The 17240-nt window shown below is 38.9% G+C and carries 14 protein-coding genes; 3 read left to right on the top strand and 11 right to left on the bottom strand.

What is annotated here, in order from left to right:
• The first annotated feature begins 303 nt into the window (after nucleotides 1-303).
• The 3 genes from KFT32_RS23395 to KFT32_RS23385 are packed head-to-tail and all read left to right on the top strand — an operon-like array spanning nucleotide 304 to nucleotide 4050.
• Nucleotides 304-1842, top strand: a complete 1539-nt coding sequence (locus tag KFT32_RS23395; protein ID WP_349304946.1) for a spore germination protein — start codon at nucleotides 304-306, stop codon at nucleotides 1840-1842.
• The gene (locus KFT32_RS23390; RefSeq protein ID WP_211749848.1) at nucleotides 1829-2935 is read left to right on the top strand and encodes a GerAB/ArcD/ProY family transporter; all 1107 of its coding nucleotides are present in this window, start codon (nucleotides 1829-1831) and stop codon (nucleotides 2933-2935) included. Before KFT32_RS23395 ends, KFT32_RS23390 begins: the two co-directional genes overlap by 14 nt.
• Nucleotides 2932-4050 carry a Ger(x)C family spore germination protein gene (locus KFT32_RS23385; protein WP_211749847.1) on the top strand — a complete coding sequence of 373 codons (1119 nt, stop codon included), beginning with the start codon at nucleotides 2932-2934 and terminating at the stop codon, nucleotides 4048-4050. The genes KFT32_RS23390 and KFT32_RS23385 overlap by 4 nt, the downstream gene beginning before the upstream one ends.
• A 383-nt stretch (nucleotides 4051-4433) precedes the next feature.
• On the opposite strand, the gene deoB is transcribed toward KFT32_RS23385, so the two are convergent.
• The 11 genes from deoB to KFT32_RS23330 form a co-directional block, all read right to left on the bottom strand.
• Nucleotides 4434-5621, bottom strand: coding sequence for a phosphopentomutase (gene deoB / locus KFT32_RS23380; protein ID WP_211749846.1), 1188 nt, complete (start codon nucleotides 5619-5621; stop codon nucleotides 4434-4436).
• Between the two features lie 32 nt (nucleotides 5622-5653).
• Nucleotides 5654-6835, bottom strand: coding sequence for a NupC/NupG family nucleoside CNT transporter (locus KFT32_RS23375; RefSeq protein WP_211749845.1), 1182 nt, complete (start codon nucleotides 6833-6835; stop codon nucleotides 5654-5656).
• Between the two features lie 22 nt (nucleotides 6836-6857).
• Nucleotides 6858-8153: a purine/pyrimidine permease gene (locus KFT32_RS23370; RefSeq protein ID WP_211749844.1), complete on the bottom strand. Its 1296-nt coding sequence runs from the start codon at nucleotides 8151-8153 to the stop codon at nucleotides 6858-6860.
• A 33-nt stretch (nucleotides 8154-8186) separates the two neighbouring features.
• Nucleotides 8187-8903: a purine-nucleoside phosphorylase gene (gene deoD, locus KFT32_RS23365; RefSeq protein ID WP_211749843.1), complete on the bottom strand. Its 717-nt coding sequence runs from the start codon at nucleotides 8901-8903 to the stop codon at nucleotides 8187-8189.
• Nucleotides 8904-9118: 215 nt separating this feature from the next.
• On the bottom strand, nucleotides 9119-10555 hold the full coding sequence (locus KFT32_RS23360; RefSeq protein ID WP_211749842.1) for an AcpB/EbpR/MafR family transcriptional regulator: 1437 nt from the start codon (nucleotides 10553-10555) through the stop codon (nucleotides 9119-9121).
• A 440-nt stretch (nucleotides 10556-10995) separates the two neighbouring features.
• The gene (locus KFT32_RS23355) at nucleotides 10996-12774 is read right to left on the bottom strand and encodes an aminopeptidase P family protein (RefSeq protein WP_211749850.1); all 1779 of its coding nucleotides are present in this window, start codon (nucleotides 12772-12774) and stop codon (nucleotides 10996-10998) included.
• Nucleotides 12758-13891: an ethanolamine utilization protein EutH gene (eutH, locus tag KFT32_RS23350; RefSeq protein WP_211749841.1), complete on the bottom strand. Its 1134-nt coding sequence runs from the start codon at nucleotides 13889-13891 to the stop codon at nucleotides 12758-12760. Before eutH ends, KFT32_RS23355 begins: the two co-directional genes overlap by 17 nt.
• A 40-nt stretch (nucleotides 13892-13931) precedes the next feature.
• Nucleotides 13932-14513 (bottom strand): helix-turn-helix domain-containing protein, encoded by a 582-nt coding sequence (locus KFT32_RS23345; protein ID WP_211749840.1) that lies wholly within the window; start codon nucleotides 14511-14513, stop codon nucleotides 13932-13934.
• Nucleotides 14514-14784: 271 nt separating this feature from the next.
• Nucleotides 14785-15264: a 23S rRNA (pseudouridine(1915)-N(3))-methyltransferase RlmH gene (gene rlmH, locus KFT32_RS23340; RefSeq protein WP_211749839.1), complete on the bottom strand. Its 480-nt coding sequence runs from the start codon at nucleotides 15262-15264 to the stop codon at nucleotides 14785-14787.
• A gap of 171 nt (nucleotides 15265-15435) precedes the next feature.
• Nucleotides 15436-15603, bottom strand: a complete 168-nt coding sequence (locus KFT32_RS23335) for a CxxH/CxxC protein (RefSeq protein WP_160035581.1) — start codon at nucleotides 15601-15603, stop codon at nucleotides 15436-15438.
• A gap of 287 nt (nucleotides 15604-15890) precedes the next feature.
• Nucleotides 15891-17135 (bottom strand): S1C family serine protease, encoded by a 1245-nt coding sequence (locus tag KFT32_RS23330; protein ID WP_211749838.1) that lies wholly within the window; start codon nucleotides 17133-17135, stop codon nucleotides 15891-15893.
• Between the last annotated feature and the right edge of the window lie 105 nt (nucleotides 17136-17240).

The following is a 17240-nucleotide window of genomic DNA, read 5'->3' as shown; positions in this document are numbered from 1 at the left end:
GCTATAGTGTGATCCATAGCAATCATAGCCGCTTAATATAAAATTTTGAGTTGTAATGATTTACATACGATTTTTTCAATATTAATCATGGATATATATTTTGTCAATACCGTTCCATCCTTTCGAAGAATCAGATATAGGAATTTATAGATAAAACGATCCCATTAGGCACGGTAGTTGGTGACCGCTGCACAGCAAATTCCATACCTGGATCACAGGACAGCCATGGGTATAATTACCCTTAAATGTGTACATTTTAGTATAAGATAAATTCTACATACTAATGTTCTGGGATGTGTACATGTGAGATTCCATAAACTTAAATCTCTACGTATGAATAATCAAGATAATAAGAATAAAAGTATACAACAATCTAAATCCATCATTCCTCAAGTTTTCTCCTCTATTTCCGAGAATGTTACATATATCGAGCATTTTTTCCTTCAATCACAGGATTTAATAACTCACCGGTTTATGTTTAAGGAGAAAGAATGTATTCTTTTTTATTTCGAAACCCTTATTGATCAAGACAAACTTGAGCAAAAATTTTTCCGTCCCCTATCCAATAGCACAAACGAAAATAATATAGGCCTGTTCACCTTTGGGCACTTTCCTGATACAACCGACTTAGATCAGATTACCAGAAAATTAATGAACGGCTTTGCAGTGATCTATATCGAGGGAGAAAAGCACGCTTTTTTAATCGATTCAGCTGCAAGTTATGTAAGGAGCACGGATGAGCCTCAAAACGAAAAAATCGTGCGGGGGTCCCATCAGGGGTTTGTGGAAAGTTTAAACGTTAATTTAAACCTTATTCGGAACAAAATTGAGGATCAACACCTGTATATTCAATACATAACCATTGGACAAAAAACCAATACAAAAATTGCGATTGCATATATGAAAGGAATCGCCAATGAGGACGTGGTAAATGAAACGCTAAGAAGATTAGAAAGTATTTCTGTAGATATGCTCTTTAGTTCTGGAACTATAGAGGAATTCCTTGAAGACTCCCCTTCTTCTCCATTTCCTCAAATGTTGAATACGGAACGCCCTGATCGGGTTGGGGCCAATTTAATGGAGGGTAGGATAGCCATTCTTACAGAAGGAACTCCAACGGCACTCATTGTACCCGTTAACTTCTTCTCCTTCTATCAATCTCCTGATGATTATAGCCGATCTTATGCCGGGACTTTCATCCGAGCCATTCGACTATTCAGTTTCATAGTTGCCGTAACATTACCAGCTATCTATATTGCTGTGATCGGCTTTCATTTTGAAATATTACCGTATCAACTCGTCATTACCATTCAAGGATCCATTGAAAAGATTCCTTATCCTCCGTTAATTGAAGCCTTCATCATGGAATTAACCATTGAGTTGATCAGAGAAGCGGGGATCCGACTCCCTTCTGCAATCGGACCGACCATCAGCATTGTCGGAGGTCTGGTCATTGGAGATGCGATTGTAAAAGCAGGATTAGTATCAAATACGATGATTGTGGTCGTCGCAATGACTGCGATTGCCTCCTATGTCGTTCCATCGAACGAAATGAGTTCTTCTATTCGATTATTGAGGTTCCCGATGATGTTTGCAGCTGCAATCTTAGGCTTTGTAGGAATTGTACTGGGACTGATGACTTTATTAATCCATTTGTGTAAATTGGAATCCTTTGGGAGTCCCTATTTCGCACCTATTGCTCCTTTTCGTTGGAGCCATTTGAAGGATGCGATTGTAAGAGTACCCGTATGGCGGATGGCAAACAAATCTTCAGACTCTCGCCCTGAACACATGCAGCAACAATCTGCATCAAGGGAGTGGGAACAAAATGATAAAAAGTGAAAATAAGATTTCTCAATTCCAACTTTTCTTTATCATCATTCAATCTCAAATTGGCATTGGGGTCATATCTTTACCTTATGATGTGTTTAAGATCTCGAACATTGACGCTTGGATTTCAGTGCTTACTGCGGGTCTCTTTATACAGATTGGAATTTGTCTTATCTGGTTACTACATCGGCGATTTCCAGCTCAAACGATATTCGAGATGATGAGTGAAATTGTCGGTAAACCTGTGGCATTTTTATTAAAAATTGGTTATATTATTTATTTTTTCATAACTGCCCTTTTAATCATTTTGCAGTTTGGGCAGAAGGTCAATATTTGGATCCTCCCGCGCACACCGATCTGGTTAGTTCTTATTCTCCTGGTTGCCGTAAGTGTATATTGCGTAAAAGAAAATTTAAGAGTGATGGCTCGTTTTTTTGTTGTGGTGTCGGGCTTGTTGATTGTTTTATTAGCATTTACCCTGATCCTTTTAAAGGATCTTAACTATCTATTTGTTCTTCCGTTAGGAGAAAGCGGCCTACCTAAAATAATAGAAGGGGCGTCACATGCTTCATTTGCTTACCAAGGATTTGATCTATTGTTAGTCGTTCTCCCCTATTGCATGGGACAAAGTACAGGAAAATTGAAAGTTTCCTTAATGGCTAACGGATTCGTCACCCTCTTTTATACCTATATGACCTTTATCGTTCTCGCTTATTTCGGACCTTCGGCAATGAAGTACGTACCAGAACCTATATTGTACATTATGAAATTCAAGTACTTCAAAATTATTGATCGAGTGGATTTGATCTTTTTTTCAATTTGGGTTGTTTGCGTTGCAACTTCGTTTATGATGTACCTTTATTTGGCCTCCAATGGTTTAACCCAACTGTTTCGCAAAAAGAATCATTCCCATTTCGTTTTCTTCGCCGCAGCACTAATGTTTATTTGTGCAATAAGTCTGCCTACGAGCGAAAGAATCATTAGTCTATTTAATAAAGTCACTGGCCTAGCTGGTTATGTATTCATCTTCGTATTACCTTGTATCCTTTGGATTGTGTCCATTATACGGGGTAAAAAAAATATACCTGGAGATGCTCAGTCATGAAGATTTTGAAAATGCTCCTTCTAGCTTGTACGTGTCTCTTCCTTTTATGCGGATGCTGGGATCAAAACTTGCTGAAGGATATAAGAGTTGTGCTGGCAACAGGGGTCGATTTAACACCAGACGGTAAAGTAATAGGTACGAGTACCATTCCTCTCTTTGCATCAGGCGAGGCAGGATCGAGCGTAGAAGGCAGTCAAGTCATATCGGCGCAAGGTGACACTGTAAGGGATACCAGGAATGAACTTGATGATAAAATCTCAAGACGATTTGACAGCTCTAAATTAGTCGTTTTTTTGATGGGAGAAGCATACGCTAAGCAAGACATTTATGCGGGTCTTGACGTATTTTATAGAGATCCGAAGGGCTCGCTTGTAGAAAACATCGCAGTAGTTAAAGGAGAAGCTATTGACCTGCTCAATCTCCAACTAAAAGAGAAAATAAGTATGGGTGAATACCTGGACGGATTATTTGAGAGTGCTCAGGCAAGTACTTTCATCCCACGGCAAACAAGGCCCATGTTCTCTGATTTTTTTGATCCTGGGACCGATATCATATTACCCCTTATTGAACAAAAAGAAAAAGAGGCGCAAATTATTGGATTGGCTTTGTTTAATGGGCGCAAGTACACCGGTCAATATTTAAACCCTCAAGAATCAATGATCTATATGTTGATGGCTGACCGTAAGAGTAAAGAGGCGTGGATTAAAGTTAAAGTCCATGACAACCAAGCGGCTCAGATGGATAATTTCATTTATATCAATGTATTGAAATTAAAACGCGATTTAAAAATAAATGCAAAAAATTCCGATCATATTACCATTGACCTACTATTAAATTTAAAAGTTGAAGTCACGGAGTATGCGAAAGACCATTTAGATTCGACGAAAGTCCTTACTGGCCTGGAGGAGAAAATATCCGAGCAGCTTACCAAACAAGCAAATCATACGATAAAAAAAATGCAAGAAGCACACTCAGATAGCCTAAGTATCGGAAGACAGCTTATCGCCTTCCATCATGATACTTGGGAAAATATCGATTGGAAAGAAGAATACCCGAATGCTAACTTTAAGGCCAAGGTAAATGTTGAAGTCACCAAACATGGGGTTTTTAATTAAGGGTGATGAAAACCTTGAGTGGGACCGTTTCTATGCCATTTGGAATAAAGTATTCGGTCCCAACTCCTCCAATCACTACTACAATTACCCTACCCATTGTCCGCTTCTTCCCAAAAAATAAATAGTAGGGAAATACCCAAGAGCAAGGTTTGAGGTACACTGTGATTATCACGTATATCTATTTTTTTTGCTGTATACTCATTGCGATCACAAATAACTTTTAAAACCATTATTTTGCTGGGTAGCGAATTATAAAGTGAATCATTTGTAAAGGTATGCCTTCTACCCTATTAAAGTTTTCAAAGGTGTGGCAACACACAATAACCTCAACCTGTCCATAACGATATGGCGGGTTGAGGTTATCATGCTTATTCAAAGTAAGTTTATTTAAGTTCATGCAAGAGACTATGTCCAAATTTCGGCATTGTTACATTGAAGTTATCTGCAACCGTTGCTCCAATATCCGAAAATGTCTTACTTACGGGTAGCTCACTTTGCCCAGTGAAACTCTTGCTGTAGATGAGTAAAGGAACATATTCACGGGTATGATCTGTGCCCACATGAGTGGGATCATTACCATGGTCCGCTGTAATCATGAGAAGATCATCTTCACTTAGCTCCGCAAGAACTTCATTTAATCGATCATCAAATTGTTCTAGCGCTTTCCCATACCCGATTGGATCTCTACGATGTCCATAAAGTGCATCAAAGTCAACAAGATTCAAGAAACTAAGTCCTATAAAATCAGTATGAATGGTCTCCATGAGTTTATCCATGCCATCCATGTTAGACACTGTGCGCAAAGACGTAGTGACACCTTCGCCATCATAAATATCTGAGATCTTGCCAATCGCTAGTACATCCAGCCCAGCATCCTTGAGCTCATTCATCACGGTTCTTCCATACGGCTTCAAGGCATAATCATGACGATTCGATGTTCTCTTAAAATTTCCAGACTGTCCGAGGAATGGTCTGGCGATCACTCTTCCTAGCATATACTCCTCACTCAAAGTAATTTCTCTAGCAATTTCACAGATTTGATACAGCTCTTCTAAAGGAACAACCTCTTCATGAGCCGCAATCTGAATCACTGAATCTGCTGAAGTATAGACAATGAGCGCGCCAGTGTTCATATGCTCTTGTCCAAGTTCATCCAGAATAGCCGTACCACTAGCTGGCTTATTCCCAATAACCTTTCGTCCCGTTCTTTGTTCTAATTCGTTAATTAATTCAATTGGAAACCCTTCAGGGAACACCTTGAATGGAACATCGATCCGCAGGCCCATAATCTCCCAGTGTCCTGTCATTGTATCCTTCCCATTCGAAGCTTCTTGCATTTTGGTGAAATAAGCTAAAGGCTGCTCAACTTTGGGTACTCCGAGTATTTGATCAATATGACTTAACCCTAACTTTGATAAAACAGGAACATGTAACCCATTCATTCTTTCCGCAATATGCCGTAATGTATGTGATCCTGCATCACCAAACTTTTCAGCATCTGGAGCTTCACCAATGCCTACAGAATCCATAACGATGACGAAAATCCGCTTAAACCGAGGTGTTTGTTTCATGCTGATACTCCTTCTATAATAGTTGTACTCGACTAAAATACGATCCCGATAATGATGGCGGATAAAACGCTTACAAGTGTAGCGCCATATAGCAATTTCAATCCAAACCGAGCAACCACATTCCCTTGTTTTTCATTCAATCCTTTTACTGCACCCACAATTGTCCCAATGGACCCAAAGTTAGCAAATGAGATTAGAAACACCGAGACGATGGCTGTCGTACGCTCACTAAAACCGTCCTGGATCTTAATGAAGTCAAGCATAGCCACGAACTCATTCGCAACAAGTTTTGTCGCCATGATACTACCTGCATTAACAGCTTCACTCCACGGTACACCCATAACAAAGGCGATCGGTGCAAAGACATAACCTAATGCTTGTTGGAACGAGATACCGAATATTCCAGCGAAGACGCCGTTAATTAAAGCAATTAACCCGACGAAACCAACCAACATGACCCCAACGACGACGGCTACCTTAAAGCCATCCATAATATACTCGCCCAGCATTTCAAAAAACGTCTGTTTTTCTTGTTCCTGAACTTCAACAATATCCTCTTCTGGTTTAACCTCATATGGGTTAATAATGGATGCAATAATAAAGCCGCCAAACAGATTTAGTATTAATGCAGCCACAACATATCTAGGCTCCAGCATCGTCATATAGGAACCAACGATCGACATGGATACCGTCGACATTGCTGATGCACATAATGTATACAGACGCTGTTTAGACAATAATCCGAGTTGGTTTTTCACCGAAATAAACACTTCATTTTGTCCGACAATGGCAGCCGCAACCGCATTGTAGGATTCCAATTTCCCCATACCATTTACTTTACTTAGAACCAGACCAATGTACTTAATAATGAACGGCAAAATTTTGTAATACTGCAGAATCCCGATAAGCGCTGACATAAATACAATGGGCATCAATACATAGAGAAAGAATGTATGGGCCCCTTCATTTGCCATTCCACCAAAAATAAAGTCAATACCTTCATTTGCATATCCCAGCAATGTCGCGAAACTATTGGCAAAGCCCTTAATTAAGAATTCCCCTATACCCGTCTTTAGTAGAAGTAATCCTAAAACAATCTGGACCACAATCATGACAATGATTGGTCGGTATTTAATCTTTTTCTTATCGTTACTTGCAAGCCATGCCAGTATTAGAACAATAATCAGACCAGCAACAGAGATGAGATAATGCATCTTTACCCCTCCAAATTTTTGTTTATTGTTTTAGCTTACTCCGCTGTTTCTCTCTCCACATGAATCCCTGTTCCAGAATAATCGCGAGCAGACTTCCGCATATTAACCCATTATTTAAAATGGCGATCACGATCGGAGATAAATGGATTGTGGCTGATGAAGGGATAAACATTAAACCCACACCCACTAGCAGGGAAACTCCACTAACGATAAAAGTTCGCTCTTCATGAATGACCTTTCTCAATTCCCTCAAGGATATTCCGACCATCTTCACAAAAATAACGAATGTAACAGCATAGCCTATTGGAGCTGGAATGCCGGATATGACATTCATAATTGGCGGAAACAAGGATATAACGATCACTAAGCTGCACCCTATTAAAAACGATCTGCGCTCTCTCATACCTGTCTGTTCAACATATCCCGCTGCTCCCGAAATAGGTACCGAGCCAATCGCCCCTAAAGAGCCGCCAATAAAATGTGTAATCCCGGAAATAAATCCAGCACGCAAATAACGGCGATGATCCGTAGATTGCTTTTGTTTCATCACGGTCTCCATCAACCGGATAGATGCAATCGCATTGGTTATTAACAACAGTGTTAGTAACAACGCCGTAGTAATGGTCCCACCATCAAATCGCGGCCACCCGAATGGAAACATATCCGGTAGATTAACTAGGTTTTCTGCCTGTGAAAAAACCGGTGTATTACAAAAGATGATAAATAATAGCCAACCTAATACTATACTGATGATCACCGAGAATTGGCGAAGTAAAGCAAAGCGGCAGTTCCCTAACCAAAAGGTAATGCAAACCACAATCACGCTAAGCAAGAACACTTTAACATCTAACGTCGTATGGGTAGATGTAATTCCCATCATCCCTTTCATAAAGGAACCGCTTAATTGAAAGATCAATAACAGTAAATATATAAAAGTGATGGTTGGAGTAAATAAACGGGCGATTTTGTCCATTAGCTTAAAGACTGAAATTAGGATAAATAAGACACCGCTAATGATCATTCCTCCACCTAAAGCTTGCAGGGCATCAATGTTAGAAGAATATAATACACCCACTAAACTCGCATAAATGGTAAAAATGCTCCACCATAACCCTGCCGGACCTTCATGAATAGGAAGTTTATGACCCATCAGGCCTTGTAAAAATCCCGCGATTCCCAAAGTAATAATTGTACTCTGGATGAGCCCAGCAGTCTCAATGGGTGTTAAGTTATATAAATCTGCAATAGCAATTGGTGCAGCAATTGCGCCTGCGATCATAAAAATCATCCACTGCAATCCGGACAGAATTACTCTCATTTCTTTCTCACTCTCTTTTCCTAACCCTTTAACCTATAAACTAGTGTCATCAATAACTGTATTAAGAGCTATTTCTACCATTTCATAAAAGGACTGTTCACTCTCTTGATGAGTTAAGTGTTTCTGTGTTAATAATTGACTGCCCACCGTCAAAATAGACAATGCTTTTACACCATATTTTGCGGCTAAAGTATAGAGAGCTGTGCTTTCCATTTCTACCGCTAATACACCAAAGTCCATAAACTTGTGAAGTCGATCCAAGGTTTCACGGTAAAATTCATCAGAATTATAAATGTTGCCAACAAAGACTTTTGCTTGTTTACTTTGTGCTTGTTGATATGCTTTCATTAGCAATGAGAAATCCGCCGTAGGCGCATAGTTGCAGCCATGGAAAATCTTCTCTGTCATATTGCTGTCTGAAGACACAGCTTGGGCTAGTACAATATCGCGGATATTTACTTCTTCTTGCATCGCACCACATGTACCAATCCGAATCAATTTCTTCACTTCATAATCGGTTATAAGTTCCGTTGCATATATGCTCATCGATGGATTACCCATCCCTGTCCCCTGAACCGACACCGGTACACCTTTGTATAACCCAGTGTATCCATACATACCTCTTACTTCGTTATAACAATAGGCTTCATCTAAAAAATTCTCTGCTACAAATTTTGCACGCAAAGGATCTCCTGGAAGCAAAACACGATCTGCTATTTCTCCTTTTTTTGCGCCTAAATGCCTGCTCATATGTTTTCCTCCAATAATTATGAATAGTAAACTCCGATTTACCGAAATCGCTTTCATTTACCCACGGGAAGATAAATGCTCATAGCATTCTCCAAACGAATTTTCTTAAGGAAGATCAGCTTTACATCGTTCAGAAACTACCTTGAGCATAAGGTTTTTTATCATCACAAACTAGACCAAAATCTTACGTAGGGTACGGAAAATAATTGATCAAATTATAGGAGCAATTCTTTTCGGATATTATCTAAATCTCTTTGAGATGGGATCGTAGAAATAGTAACAACAGGCACTGTCTTTAATGAAACTGGGAAATTACTAATGACGAAATCGATATGATGCTCCTGCACCATTTCGTCGGTTAGCCCTTTCATAATGGAAGTATTAACGATCAACTGATCCCCGATTTCCTTTTTAATCAAATCCGCTATGTAATGGCGAATCGAAAATTCCTCACCAATCACTAGGAAGGCGGTTTTCCTTTTATAACGTAAGCTTGAACGAACAATTAAGGTTAGTTTTGTTAAATGAAAATCATTATATAGGACAGAAGGGTAAGCTTCATTCCACGTTTTCATACAGTCTTGCAATTCTTGATAAATCTGCTGGCACTCTTTTTGAACATATGTCGATAAATTGCTTTTTGAAATCATCAACCATTCAGGAATTGCATTATCCATTAAAAGCTTGTCAAAGAAATCATATACCTCCAATATGAATCGTTCTCCCATATCCAGGTTCGGATATACCTTTGCCAATAATGTAAAAAGCAGATTACCCATTGGATACTCTTCTTTATCCTTATGCAATTCGACTTCATTCATCGGAGTCATTTCCGATCCTTCGTAATAATGATACTGACTTAGACTCACACGTGATTGCATAAAAAATATTTCGCTTTTTGGAAAATCAATAGAGAGCTTTTCTTCTAGACTCTTCGCAAGAGTTTTCACCGGCAAATAAAACATCCCTTTTTCCCAGGGATATCTATTCTCGTCGACTTTTACGCATTTCCCTCTCGTAACTCTATCTACTACAATCGCCAACAAAAAGGCTAATTTCCTTTTGGAATTAATAAAATAAACAATATTTTTTTCATTCTCTATATTTGTGATTAACTGATCAACATAAGCAAAGTTGATATTTGCAAAGGGCCATCCTGTAAACTCATAGGCATCACAATATAACTTCCAATAAAAATATCGTATACTCATTTCGTTCCCCTTGATCTTAGGGGTGGAATAAGTAATACGTAGCTTATACGGTTTCAGATCATTATTATTTAAATGTACAATCAGCTTCTTCAAAGACGAGGTGCTCATAAACAGTTCTCCAGCAAGCTCCTCCACAGAGAACCGTCCGTCAGTAGTAAACAATAGATTCATTAGCCGATAAAAGCTGGTTTGTCTGAACATGGCTGAAATTAATTCACTAATCGTCTTGCCTCTTCCATCACGTCGAAGAAATACTCCCTTTCCTCTAGATACCTCAATGGTGATATCAGGTGGCAGCTGCTTGCTTATCTCTTCAACCATCTTACGTATTGTTTTATCTGAGATCCCTAGACTTTTCTCAACTTCAGCTAAGGTAAACCATCTTTGTTCCGTATCAAGCAGTGTTAATAGTTGACTAGCTAATGTATATCCCTTATCCATTTTCCCACCCTATTTCAATTAAATTTGAATGTTATAGGATAAAAAAGGACAATTCCTCTTTCCCTTTTTGACATTCTTTTTCCGTGATTCCAACAAGCCTATAACGAAAAATCGATTCCCCCAGAAGGAAGAATCGGCTTTTTGATCTGTATGAATACTATCTATGATAAGCCCCACCCAACCCGGTTGCACTTATTCTATATCAAATAAGGATTTTCACCAAAAAATTTCGCCCTATTTATAATACGGTTCACCGTATCATAAGTAGAGCGAAATTTTTTTATGGTATAAATTACCACAAAGCTTACCTTTACGTCAACGTTAATTTTAAGAACTGAGGGAAAAAACATGCGACAAGAAGATGCTCCAAGCTGAAGCCTTAACAGAAAAAGCAGCTGTCACAGAGGACACTCTGTAATGGCTGCTTTCTCAATATCTATTTATATTTTCCTAGTTTCTTCCCTTAGCCATCTACTCTCTTCTTCATTTAAATAAGGCGCTAGCTTCATATATACCTCTTGATGATAATTGTTTAACCATTGCTTCTCACTCTCTGTTAACATATCTTTATTGATACCGGCTAAATCAATTGGGCAATACGTAATTGTTTCAAACTTCATAAATTGACCAAACTCTGTTTTCTCATCTTCAACTACTAACATCATATTTTCAATTCTAATTCCATATTTACCTTCAAGGTATATTCCCGGTTCATTCGTAATAATCATACCTTTTTCTAATGTAACATTATTATTATTATTCCTTATGGTTTGTGGTCCTTCATGAACATTCAGGAAAAAACCTACCCCATGTCCTGTCCCGCATTTATAGTCTATACCATACTGCCATATGGGTTGCCTTGCCAAAACATCTAAGTTAGAGCCTGTAGCTCCGTATAAATATTTTACTGAGCTTAATGCAATAAATCCTTTTAACACCAAAGTAAAATCTCTTTTTTGTTCATCGGTAAGTTTTCCTAAAACAATCGTTCGTGTAATATCTGTTGTTCCATCATAATACTGTCCGCCTGAATCAATTAAAAAAAGACCTTCATTCTTAAGTGTAAATTGCGTTTCTTTATTGGCTTTATAATGCATCATCGCAGCATGTTCTCTATAACCTGCTATCGTATCAAAGCTAGGTCCAACATATCCTTCCTGGGCCCTTCTGAAATCTTCTAATCTTTCTTCTGCAGTAATCTCTGTAATTTCTTCTTTGTCTACAACGTTTTTTAGCCATTTTATAAATTTCACCATGGCTAAACCATCTTTTATTTCACACCATTTTACATTTTTTATCTCAACTTCATTTTTAATAGCTTTTAAATTAGTCGTGATGTCAGGACTTTCGATTTTCTTTGTATTACTGTTAATGGCATTATATAATCTGCTATTTGTTTTATTCGTATCTAAAATTATGGCATCTCCGCTTGAAAGATTTTCAAGGAATGTTTGTATTTCATGATTTGCTTTTAACTCGATTCCTTCAGCTTCGAGTTCTAATTTAACCAAAGGGGAAACCTTGCAAGAATCAATAAATAAATAACATTTATGTTCTGCTACAATTACATTAGCTATTACAACTGGATTGTTAGGCACATCGGCTCCTCTTATATTCAAAAGCCATGCAATGTCATCAAGGGAAGTTAAAATATAATAATTTGCTCCTATATTTTTCATTTCTTTTCTTACTTCATTTAATTTTTCTACTCGTGATTTGCCTGCATATTTTATGTCATGAGTAAAAATTGCTCCTTTAGGAATCTCCGGTCTATCTTCCCACAGATCACCAATTAAATCTTGATTCATTTTTAATACAATTCTCTTTGCTTTTAGATCTTTTTCCATCTTTTTAACCATATTAATTGAAAAAACATTTCCATCAAAGCCTAGGGCGCTTCCTTCATTAAGAACATCTGATAGCCATTCTGAATAAAATGGCACCCCTGGATCCATCATTCTAAATAATCTGATTCCTGAGCCCTCAAGCTGCTTTTCGGCTTGAATATAGTATCTACCATCTGTCCATAACCCAGCATCCTCTAATGTAATAACTACAGTACCTGCAGACCCTGTGAATCCTGATATCCATTGTCTACATTTCCAATGTTCTGCTACATATTCACTCTGATGTGCATCAAAACTGGGAATGATATATGCATCCATTTGGTTTTCTTTCATTAGCTGTCTTAACTTTTCGACCCTATCCCTGATATTCATAACTACATTCATTACTAATACCTCCATTTTCCTGAAGATTTAATTTTTTATTTTCACGATCATATAGCCATGCAGCTAGTACTATACTCATTATTCCGGCCGTAAGCTTTGATATGATAAACGCTCCTAACATTTCTGGGGCTACTCCTGACACAAATCCAAATTGACCTCCAAATACAAATGCACCACTTACTCCAAAGGCAGTACATACCACTTTTCCTTTAGGATTCATTCCCTTAAATGTTGCAAATATCAACAGATTGCTAGCCAAACCTCCTAGAATGCCTGCTACTGACACTGAATTTATTCCAAATTTCTGCCCTATTTCTTTAAAACTTTTTTTAAAAATTCGATTGATAAGTGCTAGCATAGGATATGCTCCGCCTAAAACAAATGCGATCTTGGCTACTATTACAGTAGATTCAGATAGTGGTGCTAACCCTGAGACGAGCCTTACACCAAATATCACATCTATACCTTGTAAAAGTAATCCAAGCGTGCTCAAAGTCATAATAAGCTTTCCAAATACATTAAAAACTTTAATAAAAACATGAGGAGCTTTTAATAAGCCTGCTCCTAAGATAATAGCAAAAACAAATATAGGGACGAGATTCCATACTAATACATTGATATTTATTTTTTGCCATAAGCCTGCTGCAAGGCATCCTATTGGTATAGTAATAATCCCAACCAACACACCCTTAGAAAAATATTTTTCATCCTCTTTAGAAAGCATCCCTAACGCGACAGGTATTGAAAAACTAATGGTGGCTCCTAATGTAGATGCGATGATAATTCCTGAGAATGCCCCCATTTCCTTTGTCAATGCTAGCTCATTAGCCATTTGATAGCCCCCCATATCTACAGCTAAAAATGCTGCAGGTACGATAGAAGGATCTAGATGAAAAACTTTAAAGATGGGAATAATCTCAGCGGATAAAAAATTTGTAAATATAGGGACTAAAGAAATTATTCCTATCATGCCAAGCCCTAAAGCTCCCATGGTCTTTATGCCTTCCTCAAATTTCTCCCCTAGTTTCAAAAGATTTCCGGTAATATAATCAATCGCTCCGATTACAAAAAAAGAACCGATTAGATATAATATAAATTTATCCATTGTTATGATCACTTTCTTTTTACTTTATATAATGTCTATACTAATCAGCATCTGTAGTATAAACCCCACTATTGTAGATATAATTAGGTGTATTAACAGCTATAAGCTTGACCTTTTTGTTCGTATAATTAGCCCAATTGTGATCAATATTTGAGTCCATATGAACACTGTCACCAGGATATACTTCATGCCTCTGACCATTTATGTAAACTGTTAATATACCCTCTATAACATAAATGAACTCTTCTCCCTTATGCTTATAGGGTAATATTTCTTCATCCTTCTTTTGAGGAAGAATTTCTATAAGCCTTGGAAAAAGTTGTTTATTTTCTAAATTTGTACTTAAACTATACTTAATAAAACCACCTTCTACTGAATCCATTAATTCTTGTTCATAACTTCTTAAAACCATATCTTCCCTTTTAAGTGGATAATCAAAAAAGTGTGTTAAATGAACTTCCAAAATATTCGCTAGTTTTTCAAGTGAATCAACTGCTATGGTAGTAAGCCCCCTTTCTAATTGAGACAGAAATCCAACAGATAGTTCGCTTTTTTCACTTAACTCTTTCAAAGTAATTCCTTTTTCAGTCCTCAATTTCTTTATTTCCATTCCTATATTCATCACTACACCCCGAATTTTCATTGTCGTGAATAATATAATATATATTAGAGCGACAAACAATATACTATGAAATAATTTTATGAATATGAAATTCATTCAATTAACGTAATCCTCTATTCTCTCAAGAATAGTCCGTAGAATTGCCTACAATCTGGCACAAAAAAAGACGCTTGATCTATTAGATCCATACGCCTAGAATTGCCTACAATTTGATCAACCAACCTCATCGTTGTAACGATAACGTTCTAAGTTGTTCTATTTTTAACCTCACTCACTTATGATACGGCTCCCCGCGGTTAATCTTCACCGCACGGTACACCTGCTCCACCAGCACCAGACGCATAAGCTGATGCGGGAGTGTCATTCGCCCGAAGCTCAGGCGCTGCTGTGAACGGCGAAGAACCGCATCCGACAGCCCATTGCTGCCGCCGATGACAAACACGATATGGCTCGTTCCATAAGTACCGAGCTTATCAATCTCAGCCGCCAAATCCTCTGAGCTCCAGAGCTGACCATCCAGCGCAAGTGCAATCACATGTGCATCCGGTTTGATATGCCCTAAGATCTTCTCGCCCTCACGCTCTTTTACGGCCTTGATCTCAGCGTCGCTCATGTTCTCTGGAGCCTTTTCATCTGGTACCTCAATGACTTGAAACTTAATATAGGGTGCAAGCCGTTTTGCATACTCCTGAATGCCCTGCACCAAATATTTCTCTTTTAATTTCCCTACACTAATAATTTGAATAAACACGATTATTCTCCCTCCTATATATAAAACGGTAACGCTGCCGTCTCTATACGTACTTCACACTTTTAGACCACTTATCTGATTTAAAAAAAGCTTTTATACAGACAAAAAGAGCGCAAACCACACGCTCTCCCCCTGTTTACTATTCAGCTATATCCTGCGAAGTGAAACCTCTTAAACCACCAGGAACTCCGCGTTGTTATCACATTCTGAGCACTTTACCGGCGGGTCCCAGTCAGAGAATTCCGTTTCCTTCAAATCCACAATATCCGGTGCATCCTCGAATTCATCAACAAACTGGTCAATGGCATGCTCCACATGATCTTTACATACGGTGTACATTCACTCAAGCATCCTTTCTGTCTTTACCCTGTGTTACGGTTGTGTCCTCATACTTTAGAGACGAACGTCTCCTCGCATATGGACATGCTCCTTCTCTTGTTCTACCACACCTGCGCACGAAAAGAAACCCTTTGCCCCGTTTCTTCCGTGACAATCGGCTAGAACATGCCTTTTTCTTCGATCTTCCTTACTTCTGCCTGATGCTATCCTTCCCAAATATGTAGGAGCTACATGCATCATGGCAAATAAAAAACGGCTTCTCCCGCTGGGAAAGGCCGTTTTTCTATCTATTCTTCTGGTTTATCTGTGAGCTTGGTAGCCACCTCGGTCAGCTTCCCATCCCGATAAAACTTTACTTTTAGTTCATCACCGATCTTCTTCTTCTCATACAGATGCTTACGCAGATCAAGTGTAGACCGAATTTTCTTGCCATCAAACTCCACAATGACGTCGTTCATCTTAAGCCCGGCTTCTTCTGCTGGACCCGACGCCTCCAGTACGATGACACCCTCCTCAACCGATTCAGGCAACTTCATCTCTTCCCGCTGTTCCTTATCAAGCGGAGCATAAGGACTAGTTAAATCTACGGTGTATACACCCAGGTAAGGACGTGATACCTTTCCGTCTAGCATGAGGTCATCTACAATCGTCATAACATCATGCGTTGGAATCGCAAACCCAAGGCCTTCCACGCCCATATCCGCAATCTTCATAGTGTTAATACCGACGAGCTTACCGTTCATATCAATGAGGGCTCCGCCACTGTTCCCTTCATTAATAGCAGCATCCGTCTGAATTACGTTCTGCTCCCAGTCATATACCCCATCCTGATTAATGGAGACCGGGATTCGCCGATCGATATAGCTAACGATTCCCGATGTCATAGTACCACCAAGACCTAGAGGGTTACCGATGGCAAGTACCGCCTGCCCTCTGCGTAGCTTCGTGGAATCTCCCAGCTCTACCGCCGTAGATATTCCTTTGCTATCAATGGACAGCACAGCAATATCACTGATGCGGTCTTTCCCGATCAGTTCCGCTTCTCTAGAAGTGCCATCTACCGTCACTGCTTCCAAATTTCCGCCAGTATCGACAACGTGATGATTAGTCATGATATATGCCTTTTTGCCTTCAATTTTAAAAATAACGCCCGATCCAAGGGCAGAATCTTCATTTTTTGAACCTTCCACATCCTTATGACTCACAATGCTTACTACGGCCGGACGAACTTTATCCCCTGCCTGTATAACTTGCTCATAAGGATCTCCTTGTTCACTTCCATAAGAAGTCTGGCCAGCAAAAGCCATCTGCGTTTCCCCCGGATATACAATCCAAGCGAATAGCGCTACAGATACAACGGCACTAATCACGGAGCTGATGACAGCAACCTGAATCATAGATAAAGAGGAGGATTCTGAATTTTTCACGGTTCTCGGCCATAATCTTTTGCGGCTTACTCTTACCCGTTTTGCAAGATTCCCGGTCCGTTTCGATACTTTGGTGGAATAAAATTCATCATCAAACAATCCCATTGGATCCTCTCCCCTTCGTATCACTTGCATCAAGACCGTTCACTGCCTTAATACGTGCTTTCTTCATGTTTATGTTAATGAATATTATTCGAATAAATGTCAGTC

Origin of the sequence: Paenibacillus sp. Marseille-Q4541, from assembly GCF_018310695.1 — a bacterium.
GTDB lineage: Bacteria > Bacillota > Bacilli > Paenibacillales > Paenibacillaceae > Paenibacillus.
The sequence above is the reverse complement of the archived record's forward strand: the minus strand, read 5'-3'. Positions and strand labels throughout refer to the sequence as shown.